Below are 15,187 nucleotides of genomic sequence, written 5' to 3'. Positions count from 1 at the left end.
GAGTAGTCGATCAGGTTACGTCGCCCCGCGGTCGATTGCGGTCAGCAGACGGGCGGGTTAGGGGGAGCTTGTCGGATCTCCGCAGCGGGCCCGGGCGGTGGTCCGCCGGCTCCGCCAGGGTCGCTAGTAGCCGAAGCGCTCCCCACAGGACGCCCCTGGCCTCGCCGGCCGGAACACAGCAGCCCGGAGCCGGCGGCGCCCGCCGCTTCCGCCAAGGTCGGGTGTGTGCCAGGGCGCTCCCCCGCAGGGCGCCGAACGCCATCCCCTCGGCCCCTCCGACCCCCCGCCACGTTCGGCGTCCGAGGAGACGCCCCGGCGCGCGCCCGGCCCCGGCCGCACCATCGAAGCCTGCCACCCCGCCCCCACCCAAGCAGCGCAGCCAACCTCACAGGGCAATACACCTAGCCCGCTCCGATGCCGGCCACCCGCAGGGCGTGGACGAGGTCGCGGTGCCGGGAGCCGGGCAGGGCGCGGGCCGCCAGGAGCAGGCGCGGGGCGAACCACTGTGGGTCGCGCCGGGCCAGCCCGGCCGCCTCCTCGGCGGTGCGGACCCTGACGAACACGCCGAGCAGGGCGTCGGCCTCGCGGACGCGGCCTGCGTCACCGAGGGCGAGCGCGGCCTCCGCGACCTCCGCGGCGGGGCGGGCCACGCCTTGGCGCAGCAGGGCGTCGCAGTCGGCCTCCCGGCCGGCGTCACCGAGGGCGGCCGCGGCCGCGGCGAGCTGTCCGGGCGGGAGCGAGCCCGCCTCCCACAACAGAGTGGCCCAGTCGGCCGCGAGCCCTGCGCGGGCCAGCTCGGCGGCCAGCCCGGGCAGCCGCTCGGCGGGCCCGGCCGCGGCCTCGCACAGCAGGGCGTGCGCCTCACCGCTGCGGCCCTGTGCGCGCAGCGCGAGCAGTTCGGCGGCGACGGCCCGCGCAGGCCCGGCCGGGGCCGTGGGGTGGGGCGCGGCCTCGCCGACCGCCGCCGGGGCCGCCTCACGGAGTGTCACGGGCTCGGGCCGGGGCCGGCCGAACCGGACGCCACGGGGCAGCGGATCCTGCGGGGGCCCGAAGCGCGCTCCGCGCGGGGCGGGCCGGCCGTGCTCCGGGCCGAGGCCGTCGGACCCCGGCAGCCCCGTGCCCGGCTGCCCCGGCGGCGGGGTGAAGGCCGGCACGTCAGGAGCCGCCGATCCGGCGTACCGGGCGCCCCCCGAACGCCGCCCCCCACGGAGCCACCGCCCCTCGGCCCGCCCCACCGGACCCTGCCCACCCGACGCCCCAGCCCCGTCGGCCGACTGGCCGCCCCGCGCGGGCGGACCCTCGGTCCACCCGTCCGGCGCTTCGGCCGGTTCGGTCGACGGCTGGGCCCCGTCGGCCCGTTGCGGCGCCCAACCGGACGATGCTCCCGTCCGGCCGTCCGACGCCTCGGCCCAGCCGGCCGGGTGGCCGGGCCGCTCGGGTGACGCTCCGGCCGCATCAGCCGACTGGCTACCCCGCGCGGGCAGAACTCCGGTCCACCCCTCCGACGCTTCGGCCCGCTCGGCCGACGACTGGGCTTCGGCCCAGCCGGCCGGGTGGCCGGGACGCTCGGGTGACGCTCCGGCCCCCTCGGACGACTGGCGGAACCACCCGGCCGGCGTTTCGGACCAGTCGGCCGGCGCTTCGGTCCAGCTGGCCGGTTGGTGAGGCCGGCCCGGCGCAGTGTGGGTCCGGTCGGCCGGCTGGTGGGGGTGTTCGGGTGGCGTGGTCCGCTGGCGGGGGACGCCTGGTAAGGGCGTGGTCCGCAGGGACGTCAGGCGGGCCGCGAGGTCCTCGTGGCGGGCCGCGGCGCGGGCCACGTCGTCCTGGGTCCAGGAGAGTTCGCGGGTCAGGGCGTCCGTCTCCGCCGGGCCGACGGCCCCGCCGAGCCGCGCCGTCAGGTTCCGCAGGGCCGACTCCGCCTCGGCCCGCTGGGCGGCCGACGCCGCGAGCAGGGTCCGCAGTTCCTCCTCGCCGCCCGGCAGCCGGTCCCACGCGGTGACGGCCGCCGCCCGAAGCCGCGCCGCGTATACGGTCTCCCGCGCCGCGAACTCCGTACCGCGCGCCCCCTCCAGGTCCCGCAGCAGCGACTCCACCACGTCCCACGGCGGCATCGCGGCGCCCTCCAGACAGGCCCGTATGCCCTCCGGATCCCGGCGCAGGAACTCCCCGTACCAGCCTGCCCCCGGATCCAGCCTCTGGGTCAACCCCCGCAAATATCCCGAGAGTTGACTGATCGCCAGCGAAGTCGCGGTCTCCATGACCGCATTGGATCCCATCCGTGTTACGGGCGGGCTACGGGAGTCTCAAAGCTTGACGGCGATCGCGGTGTGCGGCCGCTTCCCGCGCCGCGCCACGGTGGCGGGCACGTCCACCGCCCAGAACTGCCACGTGTACTTGCGCGACATCAGTTTCCTGACCCGCTGCAGCCCCGCCTCGTCCAGCAGCACGGCCCGGCCCTCGCGTACGGCGGCCCCTTCCACGACACGCCCCCGCACGTCGCACGCGGTGACGGTGACCCGCCCGTCGTTGCGTATGCGCTTGACCTTCCACGAGTCGCTGCGCGTCCACACGTACAGCTCACCCCCGTCGACCACCGCCCATACAGGCGTCGCCACGGGCGTGCCGTCCTTGCGGAAGGTGGTGAGACTGACGTACCGGGCCCTGCCGAGTTCCTCGAGATCCATGCCCCGACCCTAGACCCGACCCCGCCTCACGGTGTGGGCGCAGGCGGCTCCGGCAGCCGGCCGTTCGCCGGGCCGGGACCGCGGGCCGCCTTCGAAGGGGCGCGGCTCGCGTCGTCGGCGCGTGTCCGGCCGTCGGGGGCGGCGCACGCCGCGAGCAGCAGGCCGCCCGCGAGGAGGGCGCCGAGGATTCCGAAACCGAGTCGCTGGGATGCGTTCGTGGCTGGCACGTCTTCACGCTTGCCCCGCGCCCCGGTGCTCCCACCGCCGATTGGGCCGTTCGGCGGGCCGGACCCGCCCGGACGGACCGGCCAGGCCGGACCCGACAGGACGGACCGGCCTCAGACGCGAACGACGGCGCAGCGCGTCAGCAGGTCGTCCAGCGAGAGCCCGAGCGCCCCGGCGAGCGCGGCGACCGTGAAGAAGGCGGGGGTGGGCGCCCGGCCGGTCTCGATCTTGCGGAGGGTCTCGGCGGAGAGCCCCGCGCCGGCCGCGACCTCGACCATGCTGCGGCCGCCGCGGGCCTCGCGCAACAGCGCGCCGAGCCGCTCGCCGCGCTCGCGCTCTTCAGGGGTGAGGGGGGTACGGACCATGCGCCCATCCTACCCCCGGACACCAATAACTATCCCGTCATTGTTATACCGGTATAGTTATTGGCATGGTGGAACTGAAGACGGACCGAGAGATCGACGAGATGCGTGCCGCGGGCCGGGTGGTCGCCCGCGCCCTGGCCGCCGTACGGGAGGCGGCGCGCGTCGGGGTGTCCCTGCTGGACCTGGACGGGGTGGCCCGCGGGGTGCTCCGCGAGGCCGGCGCGACCTCGCCCTTCCTGGGCTACCGGCCGCAGTTCGCGCCGGTGCCCTTCCCGGGCGTGGTGTGCGCCTCGGTCAACGACGCGATCGTGCACGGCATCCCCGACGGGTACCGGCTGCGCGACGGAGACCTGGTCAGCATGGACTGCGGGGCGAAGCTCGGCGGCTGGGTCGGGGACGCGGCGGTGAGCTTCACCGTCGGCCGGGCCCGCCCGGCCGACCTGCGGCTGATCGAGGCCTCCGAGGCGGCCCTCGCCGCCGGGATCGCCGCCGCCGTGCCCGGCAACAGGATCGGGGACATCGCCCACGCCGTCGGCACGGTCTGCCGCGCCGCCGGGTACGGCGTCCCGGACGGCTTCGGCGGTCACGGCGTCGGCCGCAGCATGCACGAGGACCCGGGCGTGCCCAACGAGGGCCCGCCGGGACGCGGCATGAAGCTGCGCCCCGGCATGGTCCTCGCCATCGAGCCGATGCTGATCGCGGGCGGTACGGACGACTACCAGTGCGACGGGGACGGCTGGACGCTGCGCACCGTCGACGGCAGCCGCGCCGCACACTCGGAGCACACGGTCGCGATCACCGCCGACGGCCCGAGGATCCTCACCGCGCCGTAGCGGCCCCGCCGCCGGAGGCCGCGGCGGGCACGGGAGAGCGGGGGCGCGGGCCCCCGCCGCGCACTCCCCCGGCCCGCCGCGAGGCGCTACGGCCTGCCGTGCGGGTGGACGACCATGGCCGAGCCGCCGCCGCGGCGGGTGGTCTCGGCCGCCGCCAGCCAGCGACCGTCGGGCAGCCTCTGGACACCGGTGGCGGCGCCGATCTCGGGGTTCTGGCGGAAGCCCTGGCCGAGTGCCTCCAAAGAGGCGCGGAGCGGGCTGTTCCACAGGCCCGGCTCCAGCTCGGTGGTGGTTTGGTTGCGCTGGCTGGCGCGCGGCGCGGCGATCGCGTCGACCAGCGGCAGGCCCCGGTCCAGGTGTTCGGTGAGGGTCTGCAGGACGGTGGTGATGATCGTGGCGCCGCCCGGGGAGCCCACGGCGAGTACCGGCCGGCCCTCCTCCAGCACGATCGTCGGGGACATGGACGAGCGCGGCCGCTTGCCCGGGCCGGGCAGGTTCGGGTCCGGGACTCCGGGCGCGGCCGGGGCGAAGGAGAAGTCGGTGAGCTCGTTGTTGAGCAGGAACCCGCGGCCCGGCACGGTGATCGCGCTGCCGCCGGTGGACTCGATCGTCAGGGTGTAGGAGACCACGTTGCCCCAGCGGTCGGCGACCGTCAGGTGGGTGGTGTTCTCCCCCTCGTACGTGGTGGGGGCGGCCTGGCCGGTGGTGGCGCACGGCACCGGGTTGCGCGGGTCACCGGGGGCGAGCGGGCTGGTCAGCGTACGGTCCGGCTTGATCAGGCAGGCGCGCGAGTCGGCGAACCGCTGTGAGAGCAGCTCGCGCGTCGGCACACGGACGGCGGCCGGGTCGCCGACCCAGCGGCCCCGGTCGGCGAAGGAGATCCGCGAGGCCTCGATGAAGTGGTGCAGGTACTGCGTCTCGGAGAGCTTCGAGAGGTCGGTGCGCTCCAGGATGTTGAGGGCCTCGCCGACGGTGGTGCCGCCGGAGGAGGAGGGCGCCATGCCGTAGACGTCCAGGCCGCGGTAGCCCACCCGGGTCGGGTCCTGCCGCTTGGTCGCGTACGCGCGCAGGTCGCGGGTGGTCAGGTCGCCGGAGCGGACGATCCGTGTCGCGGCCGGGTCCACCGGGGGCGTGCGGACGGTCCGGACGATCTCCTCGGCGATCGGGCCCCGGTAGAGCGCGCCCGTGCCCTTGCGGGCCAGTTCGGCGTAGGTGGCGGCCAGGTCCGGGTTCTTGAAGGTGGAGCCGACCACCGGCAGGGCGCCGCCGGGCAGGAAGAGCTTCGAGGTGTCGGGGAAGTCCCTGAACCGGGCCTCGTTGAGCTCGGTCTGGGCCCGGAAGGTGCTGTCCACCGTGAAGCCGTCGCGGGCCAGCTTCTCGGCGGGCTTGAGGAGCTGGGGCAGCCGGCGGGTGCCCCAGGCGTCGAGGGCGCTCGTCCAGGTGGCGGGGGTGCCGGGGACTCCGACGCCGAGGCCGCTGGTCTGGCCCTCGGCGAAGGGGATGGGGACGCCGTTCTCCTGGAAGAGGGTGGCGGTGGCCGAGGCCGGCGCGGTTTCCCGGCCGTCGATGGTGTGCACGCGTCGCGACGTGGCGTCGTAGTAGACGAAGTAACCGCCTCCGCCGATGCCCGCCGAGTAGGGCTCGGTGACGCCGAGCGCGGCGGCGGTGGCGACGGCGGCGTCCACCGCGTTGCCCCCGGAGCGCAGGACGCCGATCCCCACCGCCGAGGCGTCGGCGTCGACACTGGCGACGGCCCCGCCGTAGCCCGCGGCGACCGGGACCTTCGCCGGCGGGGCCGGGGCCCCGGCGGCGGACGGCGGTGCGGCGCCGGTCGAGACGAGTGCGGCGACGACGGCCAGCAGCGGTAACGTGCGGGCGACGGGACGGTGCATCCGGACCTCCAGTGGCAGCGTGGCGCCGAGCCTAGCGCCGAGCCCGGCGTCCCGTCAGGACGTCCTGTGGCGCGCGCCGTTGGACGGGGCCGGAGCGGTGCAGGTGATCTCCCGCACCGGGTGTCCCGGTGCCGCGGTCACGGCGCTAGCATCCCGCGCATGAACGACGACGTGCGCAACATCCTGCTCGGGCTGATAGCCACCGCCCTCAGCGGCGGGCTCGGCTGGTTCGCCCGCACCTACCTCTGGCGGCGCGCGCTCCGCCGCAAGCAGGCCTTCTTCGGCCTGCCGACCGGCGCCGACTGTCTGTTCGTGGTCAACCGGCAGATGGGCGGCACCGATGCCTCCCTGCACCGCAACGACGCCTTCGCCCTGCTGGAGATCTCCTCCCTGATCAAGGACTGCGGGGCGACCGTCCAGATCGTCACCCACGACACGGCCCGGCAGGGCTTCGGCGAGCGCGCCGAGTTCTGCGTCGGCGGGCCGACCTCCAATGTCCGGACGACCGCCCACCTGGCCTCGATGCTGCCGGGGGTGCAGACCGACGTCGGCCTCCCGTCGGGCCATCCGGACCGTGCGGCCATCCGGATCGGCGGGGAGGCGTACCGCTGGGTGAAGGGCGAGGTCGAGCACGTCCTGCTGGCGCGGCTGACGACCGGGCAGGGCTCCCGGCCGGTGTTCCTGCTGTCGGGTCAGACCGCCATCAGCAACCAGGCCGCGGCCCGGTACCTGGCCAGGCACCACGAGCGGCTGGCCCGCAAGTACGGCAACGGGTCGTTCTGCCTCATGCTGAAGGTGATCAACTCCGACGCCTACGGTCCCGACGTCACGGGGCTGTTGGCGGACGTCACCGGGCCGGCCCGGACACCCGCACCGGCAGCCGTGTGATCCCGTTGATGAAGTTCGACACCAACCGCCCGGGCGGGCCCGTGAGTTCCGGCACGGGCATGGCCGCGCACCACTCCTCGTAGAGGGTGCGCAGCTGGAGCCGGGCGAAGTGGGCGCCGAGGCAGACGTGGGGGCCGTCCCCGAAGGAGACGTGCGGATTGGGCGTCCGGCCGAGGTCGAGGCAGCGGGGGGCGGTGAAGACCCGCTCGTCGTGGTTGGCCGAGGCGTGGAAGACCACCACCTTGTCCCCGGCCCGGATGGGCTGCCCGGCCAGTTCGGTGTCGACGGCGGCGGTGCGGCGGAAGCTGAGCACCGGCGGGTGGACGCGCAGGAGTTCGTCGACGGCCCGGTCCACGGGGACCCGTCCGTCCGCGAGCCGCCGGTAGGCGTCCGGGGCGTGGGCGAGGGCGAGCAGGCCGCCGGGGGCGGCGCTGCGCACGGTGTCGTTGCCGGCGACGGTCAGCAGGAAGAAGAACATCTCCAGTTCGGCCGGGTCGAGCCCGGCCTGGGCCAGGGCGGTCATCACGTCGTCGCCGGGGTGCGCGCGCTTGTGGGCGGCCAGTTCGCGGGCGTACGCGAACATCTCGCCGAGCAGCGCCGGGGAGCGCGGGTTGAGGGGCTTGCCGTCCTGGCCGAGTACGGGGGCCGGGGCGTCGTCGGGGTCCTGGTAGCCGATGATCCGTACGGTCCACTCCAGCAGCAGGGCGCGGTCGGAGGCCGGGACGCCGAGCAGGTCGGTGAGGTTCAGCAGCGCGTATTCGTCGGTGACGGTGCGCACGAGGTCGGCGGCGCCGTCCTCGGCGCCCTCCCGCGCGGCGGTCAGCAGGGCGCGGGCGCGTTCCCGTGCCCGGGCGGCGAAGGCGTCGACGCGGGCCGGGGTGAAGGCGCGGGAGACGAGCCGGCGCAGGCGGCCGTGCGGGGCGGGGCTCTCCCCCGGCCCGCAGGGCCTCGGGAAGGGGTCCTGGTTGAGCATGGTGCGCCGCAGGAACGGCAGGTCGGCCGGGTCGGGGTCGCGGATCTGGGTGGCGCCGATCCAGGAGGAGTACGTGCGGTGGTCGCGCAGGACGCGGACGACGTCGGCGTGCCGGGTGACGGCCCAGAAGCCGGGACCGGCGGGCCAGCCCAGGATCTGCGGCTCCGGCTGCCAGGCGACGGGATGGTGCTCGCGCAGCAGCCGGTAGCCGTCGTGCGGGAGGCCCTCGGCGTAGATCCGGGGGTCGAAGACGTCCGGGACGTCCGCGGCGTGATCCATGGGGCCACCGTGACGGGAGCGCGGCCTTGCCCGCAAGGGTGCGGCCGGCTCCGGGCCGGCCGCACCCGTCAGCGCCCCCGCTCGCACTCCGCGGACGGGAGGGTGGTGTCGGTGCCCTGCAGGGTGACCGGGCTGATGACGTCCGGCACGGCGGAGACGCCGACGGTGCACACCAGCTGGCTGCGGGCCAGGTCCGACAGGGTGCCCACGGCGAACGGCAGACGGACCGTCAGCCCCTTGTCCGGTGTGTGCGCGCTCACGATCAGCGCCTCCGCCCCGTCGGCCAGCCGGGGGAGGGCCGTGGTGAGCCCGGCCTCCTGGGCCGGACCGCTGGGGCCGTTCATCAGCAGCCGCAGGAGCGGCAAGGGCGCGAGGGTGTAGTCGGCGCTGATCGTGAACGGGACCGGGACGAGCCGGTCGCCCTCCTTGGAGACGAAGTAGAGGACGGCGGCGCTCTTGGCCCCGGGGACCTTGACGGTGGCGGCGTGGCCGCTCTCGATCACCCCCGTGCGTTTGATCCCGCATCCGGCGAGCAGGAGGGCGCAGCCCGCCAGCGCCGCCGTGGCCGCCGCGGCCCGGGCTCTCGTCTTGCGCCCTGTCATTCGCGGGCCTCCAGCGGCATGTCGAGGGTGAAGAGGGCTCCCCCGGAGGGCCCGTTGCCCGCCCGGAGGGTGCCGCCGTGCAGGCGGACGTTCTCCAGGGTGATGGCGAGTCCGAGGCCGCTGCCGGCGGAGCGGGTCCTGGCCGCGTCGGCCTTGAAGAAGCGGTCGAAGATGTGCGGCAGCACCTCTGGGGCGATGCCGGGCCCGCTGTCGGCGACGTCGATGAGCAGCCGCTCGCCGTCCCCGCCCGGTGCGGTCCGTACGGTGACGTGTACGGGGGCGCCGCCGTGCCGCAGGGCGTTGCCGACGAGGTTGGCGAGGACCACGTCGAAGCGGCGCGGGTCAAGTCGGGCGCGTACCCCGTCCGGCAGCCGGGTGACGACGCGCTCGTCGTCCCAGTGGCGTCGTTCGAGGGTCTTGCGCACGGCTTCGGCGATGTCCACGTCGTCGAGGTTGAGCTCGGCGGCCCGGGCGTCGAAGCGGGAGATCTCCATCAGGTCCTCGACGAGGACGGCGAGTTTGCCGGTCTCGGCGCTCACCAGGCGCAGGGCCTTGGCCGTGTCGGCGTCGAGGCGCGCGGCGTCCTCGTCGAGGACCTCGGTCACGGCGAGCATCCCGGCGAGCGGGGTGCGCAGTTCGTGGGAGACGTCGGAGGCGAACCGGCGGGCGCGGGTCTCCGCGTCCTGCAGCTCGCGCACCGACTGCTCCAGGGCGCGGGCCGTCTCGTTGAAGGTACGGGCGAGTCCCGCGAGTTCGTCGGCGCCCCGGACCTCGATGCGGGTGTCGAGGCGGCCCCGGCCCAGCCGCTGGGCGGCGCGCCGCATGTCGCGGACCGGCCGCAGCACGCTGCGTGCGGCCAGCAGCGCGGGGATGATGGCGATGGCCAGCCCCGGGACGGCGCCCTGCTGGGCGGCCTCGACCATGGCCTCGACGGTCTGCTTCTCGGTGGAGAGCGGGACGCAGGCGAAGAAGACGAGCCCGGTGGATTCGGTGGAGCCGTTGTGCTCGAAGAGGGCGGGGACGCCGACCGTGAGGTACGGGGTGCCGCGCTGGTCCTCGACCCGCTGGAAGGCCGTGTACCGGCTGTTGAGGACCTTGTCGCGCAGGTCGGCGGTGACCACGGTGGAGGTGGGTGAGGCGGGGTTGGTGGAGGCGCGCAGGCCGCCGTACTCGGCGAAGAGGATCCACGGGTGGGGCTTGCCGCGCTTGCCGAGGTCGATGACGATGCGCTGGAGCTCCTGCTGGGTCAGGGGCAGCCGGATCTCCTGCTGCTCGACCTGGTCGCGCAGGGTGCTGATGGCGGTGTCCTGGGTCTGCTTCAGGATGGCGTTGCGCGCCTGCTGGTAGGTGAGGGCGGCCGTGCTGACCGCGCTGACCGCGGCGACCAGCAGGAAGGCCGCTATCAGCCGGGTGCGCAGCCCGAGCGGTGCTATGCGTCGCACCGCGGCCTACAGGGGGCCGAAGCGGTAGCCGAAGCCGCGCACGGTCTGTATGTAGCGGGGGCTGCCGGCGGGGTCCTCGATCTTGTGGCGCAGGCGGCGGACGCAGGCGTCCACGAGCCGGGAGTCGGCGTGGTAGCTGTGGTCCCAGACGTACTCGAGGAGCTGCTGGCGGGAGAAGACCTGCTCGGGCGAGGCCGACAGGTGCAGCAGGAGCTTGATCTCGCTGGGGGCGAGGGCGACGCGCTCGCCGTTCTTGGCGACGGTCAGCCCGGCGCGGTCGATGGCGAGTTCGCCGTGGATCGCGATCTCGGGGCGGGCACCCACGGGGTCGCTGAGCCGGCGCAGTACGGCCTTGATGCGGGCTTCTATGACCTCGGTACGGGCGGGTTTCACGATGTAGTCGTCGGCGCCGGCCTCCAGGCCGATGACCACGTCGAAGTCGTCGCCGCGCGCGGTGAGCATGATGATCGGCACCTCGCTGTTCTCGCGTATGCGATGGCAGACCTGCACACCGTTCATGCCGGGCAGCATCAGGTCGAGGAGGACGAGTTCGGGGCGGAAGCCCGCCATCAGGGCGAGCCCCTCCTCGCCGGTCTCGGCGGAGCTCACTTCGTGGCCGCGGCGGCGCAGGCCCAGACCCACGCCCTCCCGGATGGACGGGTCGTCCTCGATCAGCAGTACACGTGGCATCCGGCCAGTATGCCAAGTCGTTCTGTTGCGCTTCCTCCTGCTATCGACCGACCTTGCAGCGCAGGGAGTCCAGCAGGTCGGTGATCTCCGTCAGGCGCAGCGGCCGGGCAAGGAGGACGACGACGAGGGCGAGGGCCGCGGTTCCCGCCCCGACCGCCGCGAAGTCGCCGAAGCGCTCGGCGCTTCGGGCGGCACCGTACGCCGCGGCGGCCGCCGGGACCGAGGCGGCCAGGAGCCGCAGGTGGGTCCGTACGGCCGTGGCGCGCCGTTCCTTACGGGTCCCCGCGCGCGGGCCGAGCCGGCGGGAGAGGGTGTACGCGGTCGCGGCGGCGCCCGCGAGGAAGGCGAGGGAGGAGGCCGCGGCCATGCCGGTGACCGCCCAGCGGGGGGACAGCAGGAAGTAGGCGGCGGCGGACAGCCCGGCGTTCAGCGCGGCGATGACCAGGTTCAGGAAGAAGGGGGTCCGGGTATCGGACAGGGCGTAGAAGCCGCGCGAGAGCACGTACTGCGCGGAGAAGGCGATCAGGCCGGGCGCGAAGGCCATGAGCATGCCCGCCATGACCTCGATGTCTGCGTCGTCGGTGAGGCCGTACTCGAAGACGCTGCCCATCACCCAGGGGGCGAGGGCGGCGAAGAGCGCGGCGGCGGGGACGACCAGGGCGGCGCTGGAGCGCAGCGCGTAGGAGATGTCCCCGCGCAGGGTGGCGAGTTCGCCGTCGGAGGCGGCCGCGCTCATCCGGGGCATCAGGGCGGTCACGAGGGAGACGGTGATGATGCCCTGCGGGACGATCCACAGTTGGTAGGCGTTGCTGTAGGCGGTGTAGCCGGCGCCCGGGAGACCGGCCAGGTCCGCCTCGTAACCGGCGGTGGTGGAGAGCCGGGTGACGACCCAGTACGCGATCTGGTTGGTGAGGACGAGCATGACCAGCCAGCCCGCGTTGCGCAGGGGACGGCCGAGGCCGCTGCCGCGCCAGTCGAAGCGGGGGCGCCAGCGGAAGCGGGCGGCGCGCAGCGAGGGGATCAGGGCGAGGGCCTGGAGGACGATGCCGGCGGTGGTGCCGAGGCCCAGGAGCCGGGTCTCGGCGGCGGTCAGGCCGTCCGCAGCGTCGTGCGAGACGTAGAGGAAGAGCCCGAACACGGCGATGATCACGAAGTTGTTGAGGACCGGGGTCCACATCATCGCGCCGAACCGGCCGCGCGCGTTCAGCACCTGGCCGAGCAGGGTGAAGAGCCCGTAGAAGAGGATCTGGGGCAGGCAGTAGCGGGCCAGGGCGACGGTGGTGCTCTCCTGGGCCCCGCTGTAGCCGGTGTACACCGAGACGATCAGCGGGGCGGCGAGGACGGCCGCGGCGGTGAGCACGACGAGCGCCGCCGTGCAGGCGGTCAGCAGCCGGTCGGTGTAGGCGGCGCCGCCGTCAGCGTGTTCCTTGGCGGCCCGGACCAGTTCGGGTACGAAGACGGCGTTGAGCGCGCCGCCGATGAGCAGCATGTAGATGATGTTCGGGACCGTGTTGGCCACCGCGTAGCCGTCGCCGAGCATGCCGATGCCCAGGGCGGCGACGACGACGGCGGAGCGGATGAAGCCGGTGGCGCGGGAGACGATCGAACCGGCCGCCATGAGCGCGCCGCTGCGCAGCACCGAGGTCTTGCCCGGTGCCGGGCCGCCGCCGGCCGGGGCGGCGTTGTGCCTGGTGTCGGTGGCCGTCACCGGCGGGCCAGGTAGGCCTGGAAGGCCTTGTAGAGCGCCGTGTTGGCCACTCCGTCCATCGGGGTCTCCCATTCGCCGAGCGTTTCGACGACCTGCCCGCCGGTGCCGAGCTTCCAGCGCAGCAGCCCGAAAGAACGTTCGTCGGGGTCAAGGGTGGAGGGTACCCCGCGCATGTCGTACTCCTCCGCCCCGAGGGCGTGTGCGTCGCACATCATGCGCCACTGCAGGGCGTTGCTGGGCCGCACCTCGCGCCGGTGGTCGGCGGAGGCGCCGGTCTGGTACCAGACCCGCTTCCCGGCGACGATCATCGTGTGGGCGGCGAGGATCTCGCCGCGGTGGATGCCCAGGTAGAGGCGCATACGGCCGGGCTGCTCGGCGTTCAGGACCCGGTACTGCTGCTCGTAGTACGCGAGGGAGCGGCCGAGCCGGAAGCCGTCGCGCTCTTCGGTGATGCGCAACAGCCGGTAGAACTCGGGCAGGTCGGCGGAGGTGCCGAGGACCGTCTCCACACCGGCCTTCGCGGCCTTGCGGACGTTGCGCCGCCACTCCTGGTTCAGGCCCGACCACAGGTCGTCCAGGGAGCGGCCGGCCAGCGGCACGCGGAAGACGTGGCGGGGCTGGGCGTCGCCGTCGTCCTCACCGCCGCAGCGCTTCCAGCCGCGGGTGCGCAGCCGGTCGGCGAGGGCGGCGCCCACCGGGTCGACCTCGGTGGCGATCACGTCGGATATCTGGCGGCCGGTCCCGGACTTGGCGGTGGCCGCGTCCCAGCGGCGGTAGGCGGGAGTGGGGCCGATGCGGACGGCGAAGGCACCGGAGGCGCGCATGTGGCGCATGAGGGGGTTGAGCCAGCGGTCGATGCGCGGGTCGGACCAGTCCGCGACGGGGCCCTCGGGAAGGTAGGCGAAATATTTACGGGTGCCGGGGAATTGGCGGTAGAGAACGAGTCCGGCACCCTCTATTTCGCCGCCGGGATAGTGCCATCCGACCTTTTCCGAGCGCCAGAGGTCCTTTACCGCGGCCCAGGACGGGTACTGGAGGAAACTGGCCCGCCCGTGCCGGGAAAGGAACGCCTGGTATTCGAGGTCGGACAGGGTGCGCACCATCAGCTCCCGGTCCTGGTCGTGTTGCCGGGCGGGGGTCACGAGCAGTGCACACATGGCTGATCGGCCTTCCTGTACGTCGGTGGCGGGGCCGGGGACCGGGATGCACAGGACTCTCACAGCCGCCCATGACCGGACGGCGCGGCGATTGTGACCGGACGGTGACCGTTTTGCTGCGGTCCATGTCACAGCCGACGGGACGACATTTTCCGCGGATTGCGCAACCTAGAGTCGACCTGTTCGCATCTAGGTTTGCGAACGGTTAATTCTTGGGAGGGGTTTACGTTGAGCCGCACACGCCGCACCGCCATGGCCGGTACCGCACTTCTGGCCGCCGCGCTCACCGCCTGCTCGGGCGGAAGCGATGGCGGGGGCGGTGCGAACGGCAATGCCGAGCTGAAGCCGAAGGCCGACATGGCCGTCTCGGTGAACCTCACGGGCGATCAGGTCAAGGCGGGCCAGCCCGTCACGGTGACCGTCGCCGAAGGCAAGCTGGCGCAGGTGAAGGTGACCGACGCCAAGGGCGCGGAGCTGCCGGGGAAGATAGCCGACGACGGCAGGACCTGGACCTCGGAGCGCAACGCCGCCCCCGGTGCGGAGTACAAGGTCGAGGCCCAGAACACCGAGAGCCAGAGCGCCTCCACGCAGTTCAAGACCAGCCCCGCCGACAAGGTGAACAAGGTCTCGATCAACATACCCAAGGGCAGCACGGTGGGCGTGGCGATGCCGGTGTCGCTCGTCTTCGACAACCCGGTGACGAACAAGGCAGAGGTGGAGAAGCAGCTCAAGGTCACCACCTCGAACAACACCGAGGGCTCCTGGGGCTGGATCAAGGACTACTCCGGCAACGACCGCGTCGACTGGCGGCCGAAGGAGTACTGGAAGTCCGGCACGGACGTGAAGGTCGAGATGAACCTGAACGGCGTGGACTCCGGCAAGGGCGGCGGTCTCTTCGCCCGGGACTACAACACCGAGTTCAAGATCGGTAAGGACCGCCGGATCGAGGTCAGTCTCGACACCAAGAAGATGTCGGTGACCGAGGACGGCCAGGCGCAGAAGACGATCCCGATCTCGGCCGGCACTCCGGGCGGCAAGAAGGCGTCCTGGTCGGGGAAGATGGTGATCATGACGAAGGAAGGCACCATCCGGATGGACTCCCAGACGGTGGGCCTGGACGACGCCTACGACAAGATGGTCGACTACTCGATGCGGCTCACCTGGTCCGGCATGTACGCGCACGCCGCACCGTGGAACTCCGGCAACTTCGGCCGCACCAACAGCAGTTCCGGCTGCGTGGGGATGAGCGACGCCGACGCCAGGGACCTCTTCGCCCAGTCCCAGATCGGCGACCCCTTCGAGGTCGTGGGCTCGGGCTCCAAGGGCAACGCCGACATCGGCAACGGATACGGCGAGTGGAACCTGACCTGGGACGCCTGGAAGGCCAAGAGCGCCGCGAACGGGACCCCGCAGAGCGGCTGAGCGCCAACCGCCCGCCGACTGACTCTC

Annotated in this window: 14 protein-coding genes; 3 read left to right on the top strand and 11 right to left on the bottom strand. The window is 73.5% G+C overall.

Translation table 11 applies throughout. The features are described 5' to 3' along the window. Positions 1–401 precede the first annotated feature (401 nt). The 4 genes from OG332_RS36190 to OG332_RS36175 form a co-directional block, all read right to left on the bottom strand. Positions 402–2,258, bottom strand: a complete 1,857-nt coding sequence (locus OG332_RS36190) for a hypothetical protein (protein WP_327417420.1) — start codon at positions 2,256–2,258, stop codon at positions 402–404. A 45-nt stretch (positions 2,259–2,303) separates the two neighbouring features. Beyond that, a complete protein-coding gene (locus OG332_RS36185; RefSeq protein ID WP_327417419.1) occupies positions 2,304–2,684 on the bottom strand; it encodes a PPOX class F420-dependent oxidoreductase in 381 nt (126 codons plus the stop codon). Positions 2,685–2,710: 26 nt separating this feature from the next. Next, positions 2,711–2,911, bottom strand: coding sequence for a hypothetical protein (locus tag OG332_RS36180; protein ID WP_327417418.1), 201 nt, complete (start codon positions 2,909–2,911; stop codon positions 2,711–2,713). A 111-nt stretch (positions 2,912–3,022) separates the two neighbouring features. Then, complete coding sequence (locus OG332_RS36175) at positions 3,023–3,274, bottom strand: helix-turn-helix domain-containing protein (protein ID WP_327417417.1); 252 nt, start codon at positions 3,272–3,274, stop codon at positions 3,023–3,025. A 65-nt stretch (positions 3,275–3,339) separates the two neighbouring features. Here OG332_RS36175 and map point away from each other — a divergent pair, with 65 nt between their 5' ends. Next, positions 3,340–4,107, top strand: coding sequence for a type I methionyl aminopeptidase (map, locus tag OG332_RS36170; RefSeq protein ID WP_327417416.1), 768 nt, complete (start codon positions 3,340–3,342; stop codon positions 4,105–4,107). 86 nt (positions 4,108–4,193) lie between these two features. Here the strand turns inward: map and ggt are convergent, their stop codons facing one another. Beyond that, complete coding sequence (ggt, locus tag OG332_RS36165; RefSeq protein WP_327417415.1) at positions 4,194–5,999, bottom strand: gamma-glutamyltransferase; 1,806 nt, start codon at positions 5,997–5,999, stop codon at positions 4,194–4,196. Positions 6,000–6,158: 159 nt separating this feature from the next. Between ggt and OG332_RS36160 the strand changes: the two genes are divergently transcribed. Further along, entirely contained in the window at positions 6,159–6,887 is a 729-nt protein-coding gene (locus OG332_RS36160; protein WP_327417414.1) for a hypothetical protein, read from the top strand. Here the strand turns inward: OG332_RS36160 and OG332_RS36155 are convergent. The 6 genes from OG332_RS36155 to OG332_RS36130 all read right to left on the bottom strand — a co-directional run bounded on the left by OG332_RS36155 (position 6,847) and on the right by OG332_RS36130 (position 13,684). Beyond that, positions 6,847–8,139, bottom strand: a complete 1,293-nt coding sequence (locus OG332_RS36155; protein WP_327417413.1) for a cytochrome P450 — start codon at positions 8,137–8,139, stop codon at positions 6,847–6,849. The genes OG332_RS36160 and OG332_RS36155 overlap by 41 nt on opposite strands. 68 nt (positions 8,140–8,207) lie before the next feature. Then, positions 8,208–8,741: a hypothetical protein gene (locus OG332_RS36150; protein WP_327417412.1), complete on the bottom strand. Its 534-nt coding sequence runs from the start codon at positions 8,739–8,741 to the stop codon at positions 8,208–8,210. After that, positions 8,738–10,183, bottom strand: coding sequence for a HAMP domain-containing sensor histidine kinase (locus OG332_RS36145; protein ID WP_327417411.1), 1,446 nt, complete (start codon positions 10,181–10,183; stop codon positions 8,738–8,740). The genes OG332_RS36150 and OG332_RS36145 overlap by 4 nt, the downstream gene beginning before the upstream one ends. A gap of 6 nt (positions 10,184–10,189) precedes the next feature. Further along, entirely contained in the window at positions 10,190–10,873 is a 684-nt protein-coding gene (locus tag OG332_RS36140; RefSeq protein WP_327417410.1) for a response regulator transcription factor, read from the bottom strand. A gap of 40 nt (positions 10,874–10,913) precedes the next feature. Next, complete coding sequence (murJ, locus tag OG332_RS36135; protein WP_442816260.1) at positions 10,914–12,581, bottom strand: murein biosynthesis integral membrane protein MurJ; 1,668 nt, start codon at positions 12,579–12,581, stop codon at positions 10,914–10,916. Next, positions 12,578–13,684, bottom strand: a complete 1,107-nt coding sequence (locus tag OG332_RS36130; protein ID WP_442816396.1) for a lipid II:glycine glycyltransferase FemX — start codon at positions 13,682–13,684, stop codon at positions 12,578–12,580. Before OG332_RS36130 ends, murJ begins: the two co-directional genes overlap by 4 nt. A gap of 306 nt (positions 13,685–13,990) precedes the next feature. Here OG332_RS36130 and OG332_RS36125 point away from each other — a divergent pair, with 306 nt between their 5' ends. After that, complete coding sequence (locus OG332_RS36125; RefSeq protein ID WP_327419481.1) at positions 13,991–15,160, top strand: L,D-transpeptidase; 1,170 nt, start codon at positions 13,991–13,993, stop codon at positions 15,158–15,160. The last annotated feature ends 27 nt before the right edge of the window (positions 15,161–15,187 follow it).

The organism is Streptomyces sp. NBC_01233 (assembly GCF_035989305.1).
Classification (GTDB): Bacteria; Actinomycetota; Actinomycetes; order Streptomycetales; family Streptomycetaceae; genus Streptomyces.
Note: the sequence above shows the minus strand (reverse complement) of the source record. Positions and strands in the feature narration are given on the sequence as shown.

Bases quoted from the DNA above. Each gene is read 5' to 3' on its own strand.
- OG332_RS36190 (WP_327417420.1), bottom strand. From the start codon at position 2,258: ATGGAGACCGCGACTTCGCTGGCGATCAGTCAACTCTCGGGATATTTG.
- OG332_RS36185 (WP_327417419.1), bottom strand. From the start codon at position 2,684: ATGGATCTCGAGGAACTCGGCAGGGCCCGGTACGTCAGTCTCACCACC.
- OG332_RS36160 (WP_327417414.1), top strand. From the start codon at position 6,159: ATGAACGACGACGTGCGCAACATCCTGCTCGGGCTGATAGCCACCGCC.
- OG332_RS36150 (WP_327417412.1), bottom strand. From the start codon at position 8,741: ATGACAGGGCGCAAGACGAGAGCCCGGGCCGCGGCGGCCACGGCGGCG.
- OG332_RS36130 (WP_442816396.1), bottom strand. From the start codon at position 13,684: ATGGTGCGCACCCTGTCCGACCTCGAATACCAGGCGTTCCTTTCCCGG.
- OG332_RS36140 (WP_327417410.1), bottom strand. From the start codon at position 10,873: ATGCCACGTGTACTGCTGATCGAGGACGACCCGTCCATCCGGGAGGGC.
- OG332_RS36155 (WP_327417413.1), bottom strand. From the start codon at position 8,139: ATGGATCACGCCGCGGACGTCCCGGACGTCTTCGACCCCCGGATCTAC.
- OG332_RS36175 (WP_327417417.1), bottom strand. From the start codon at position 3,274: ATGGTCCGTACCCCCCTCACCCCTGAAGAGCGCGAGCGCGGCGAGCGG.
- ggt (WP_327417415.1), bottom strand. From the start codon at position 5,999: ATGCACCGTCCCGTCGCCCGCACGTTACCGCTGCTGGCCGTCGTCGCC.
- map (WP_327417416.1), top strand. From the start codon at position 3,340: ATGGTGGAACTGAAGACGGACCGAGAGATCGACGAGATGCGTGCCGCG.
- OG332_RS36125 (WP_327419481.1), top strand. From the start codon at position 13,991: ATGGCCGGTACCGCACTTCTGGCCGCCGCGCTCACCGCCTGCTCGGGC.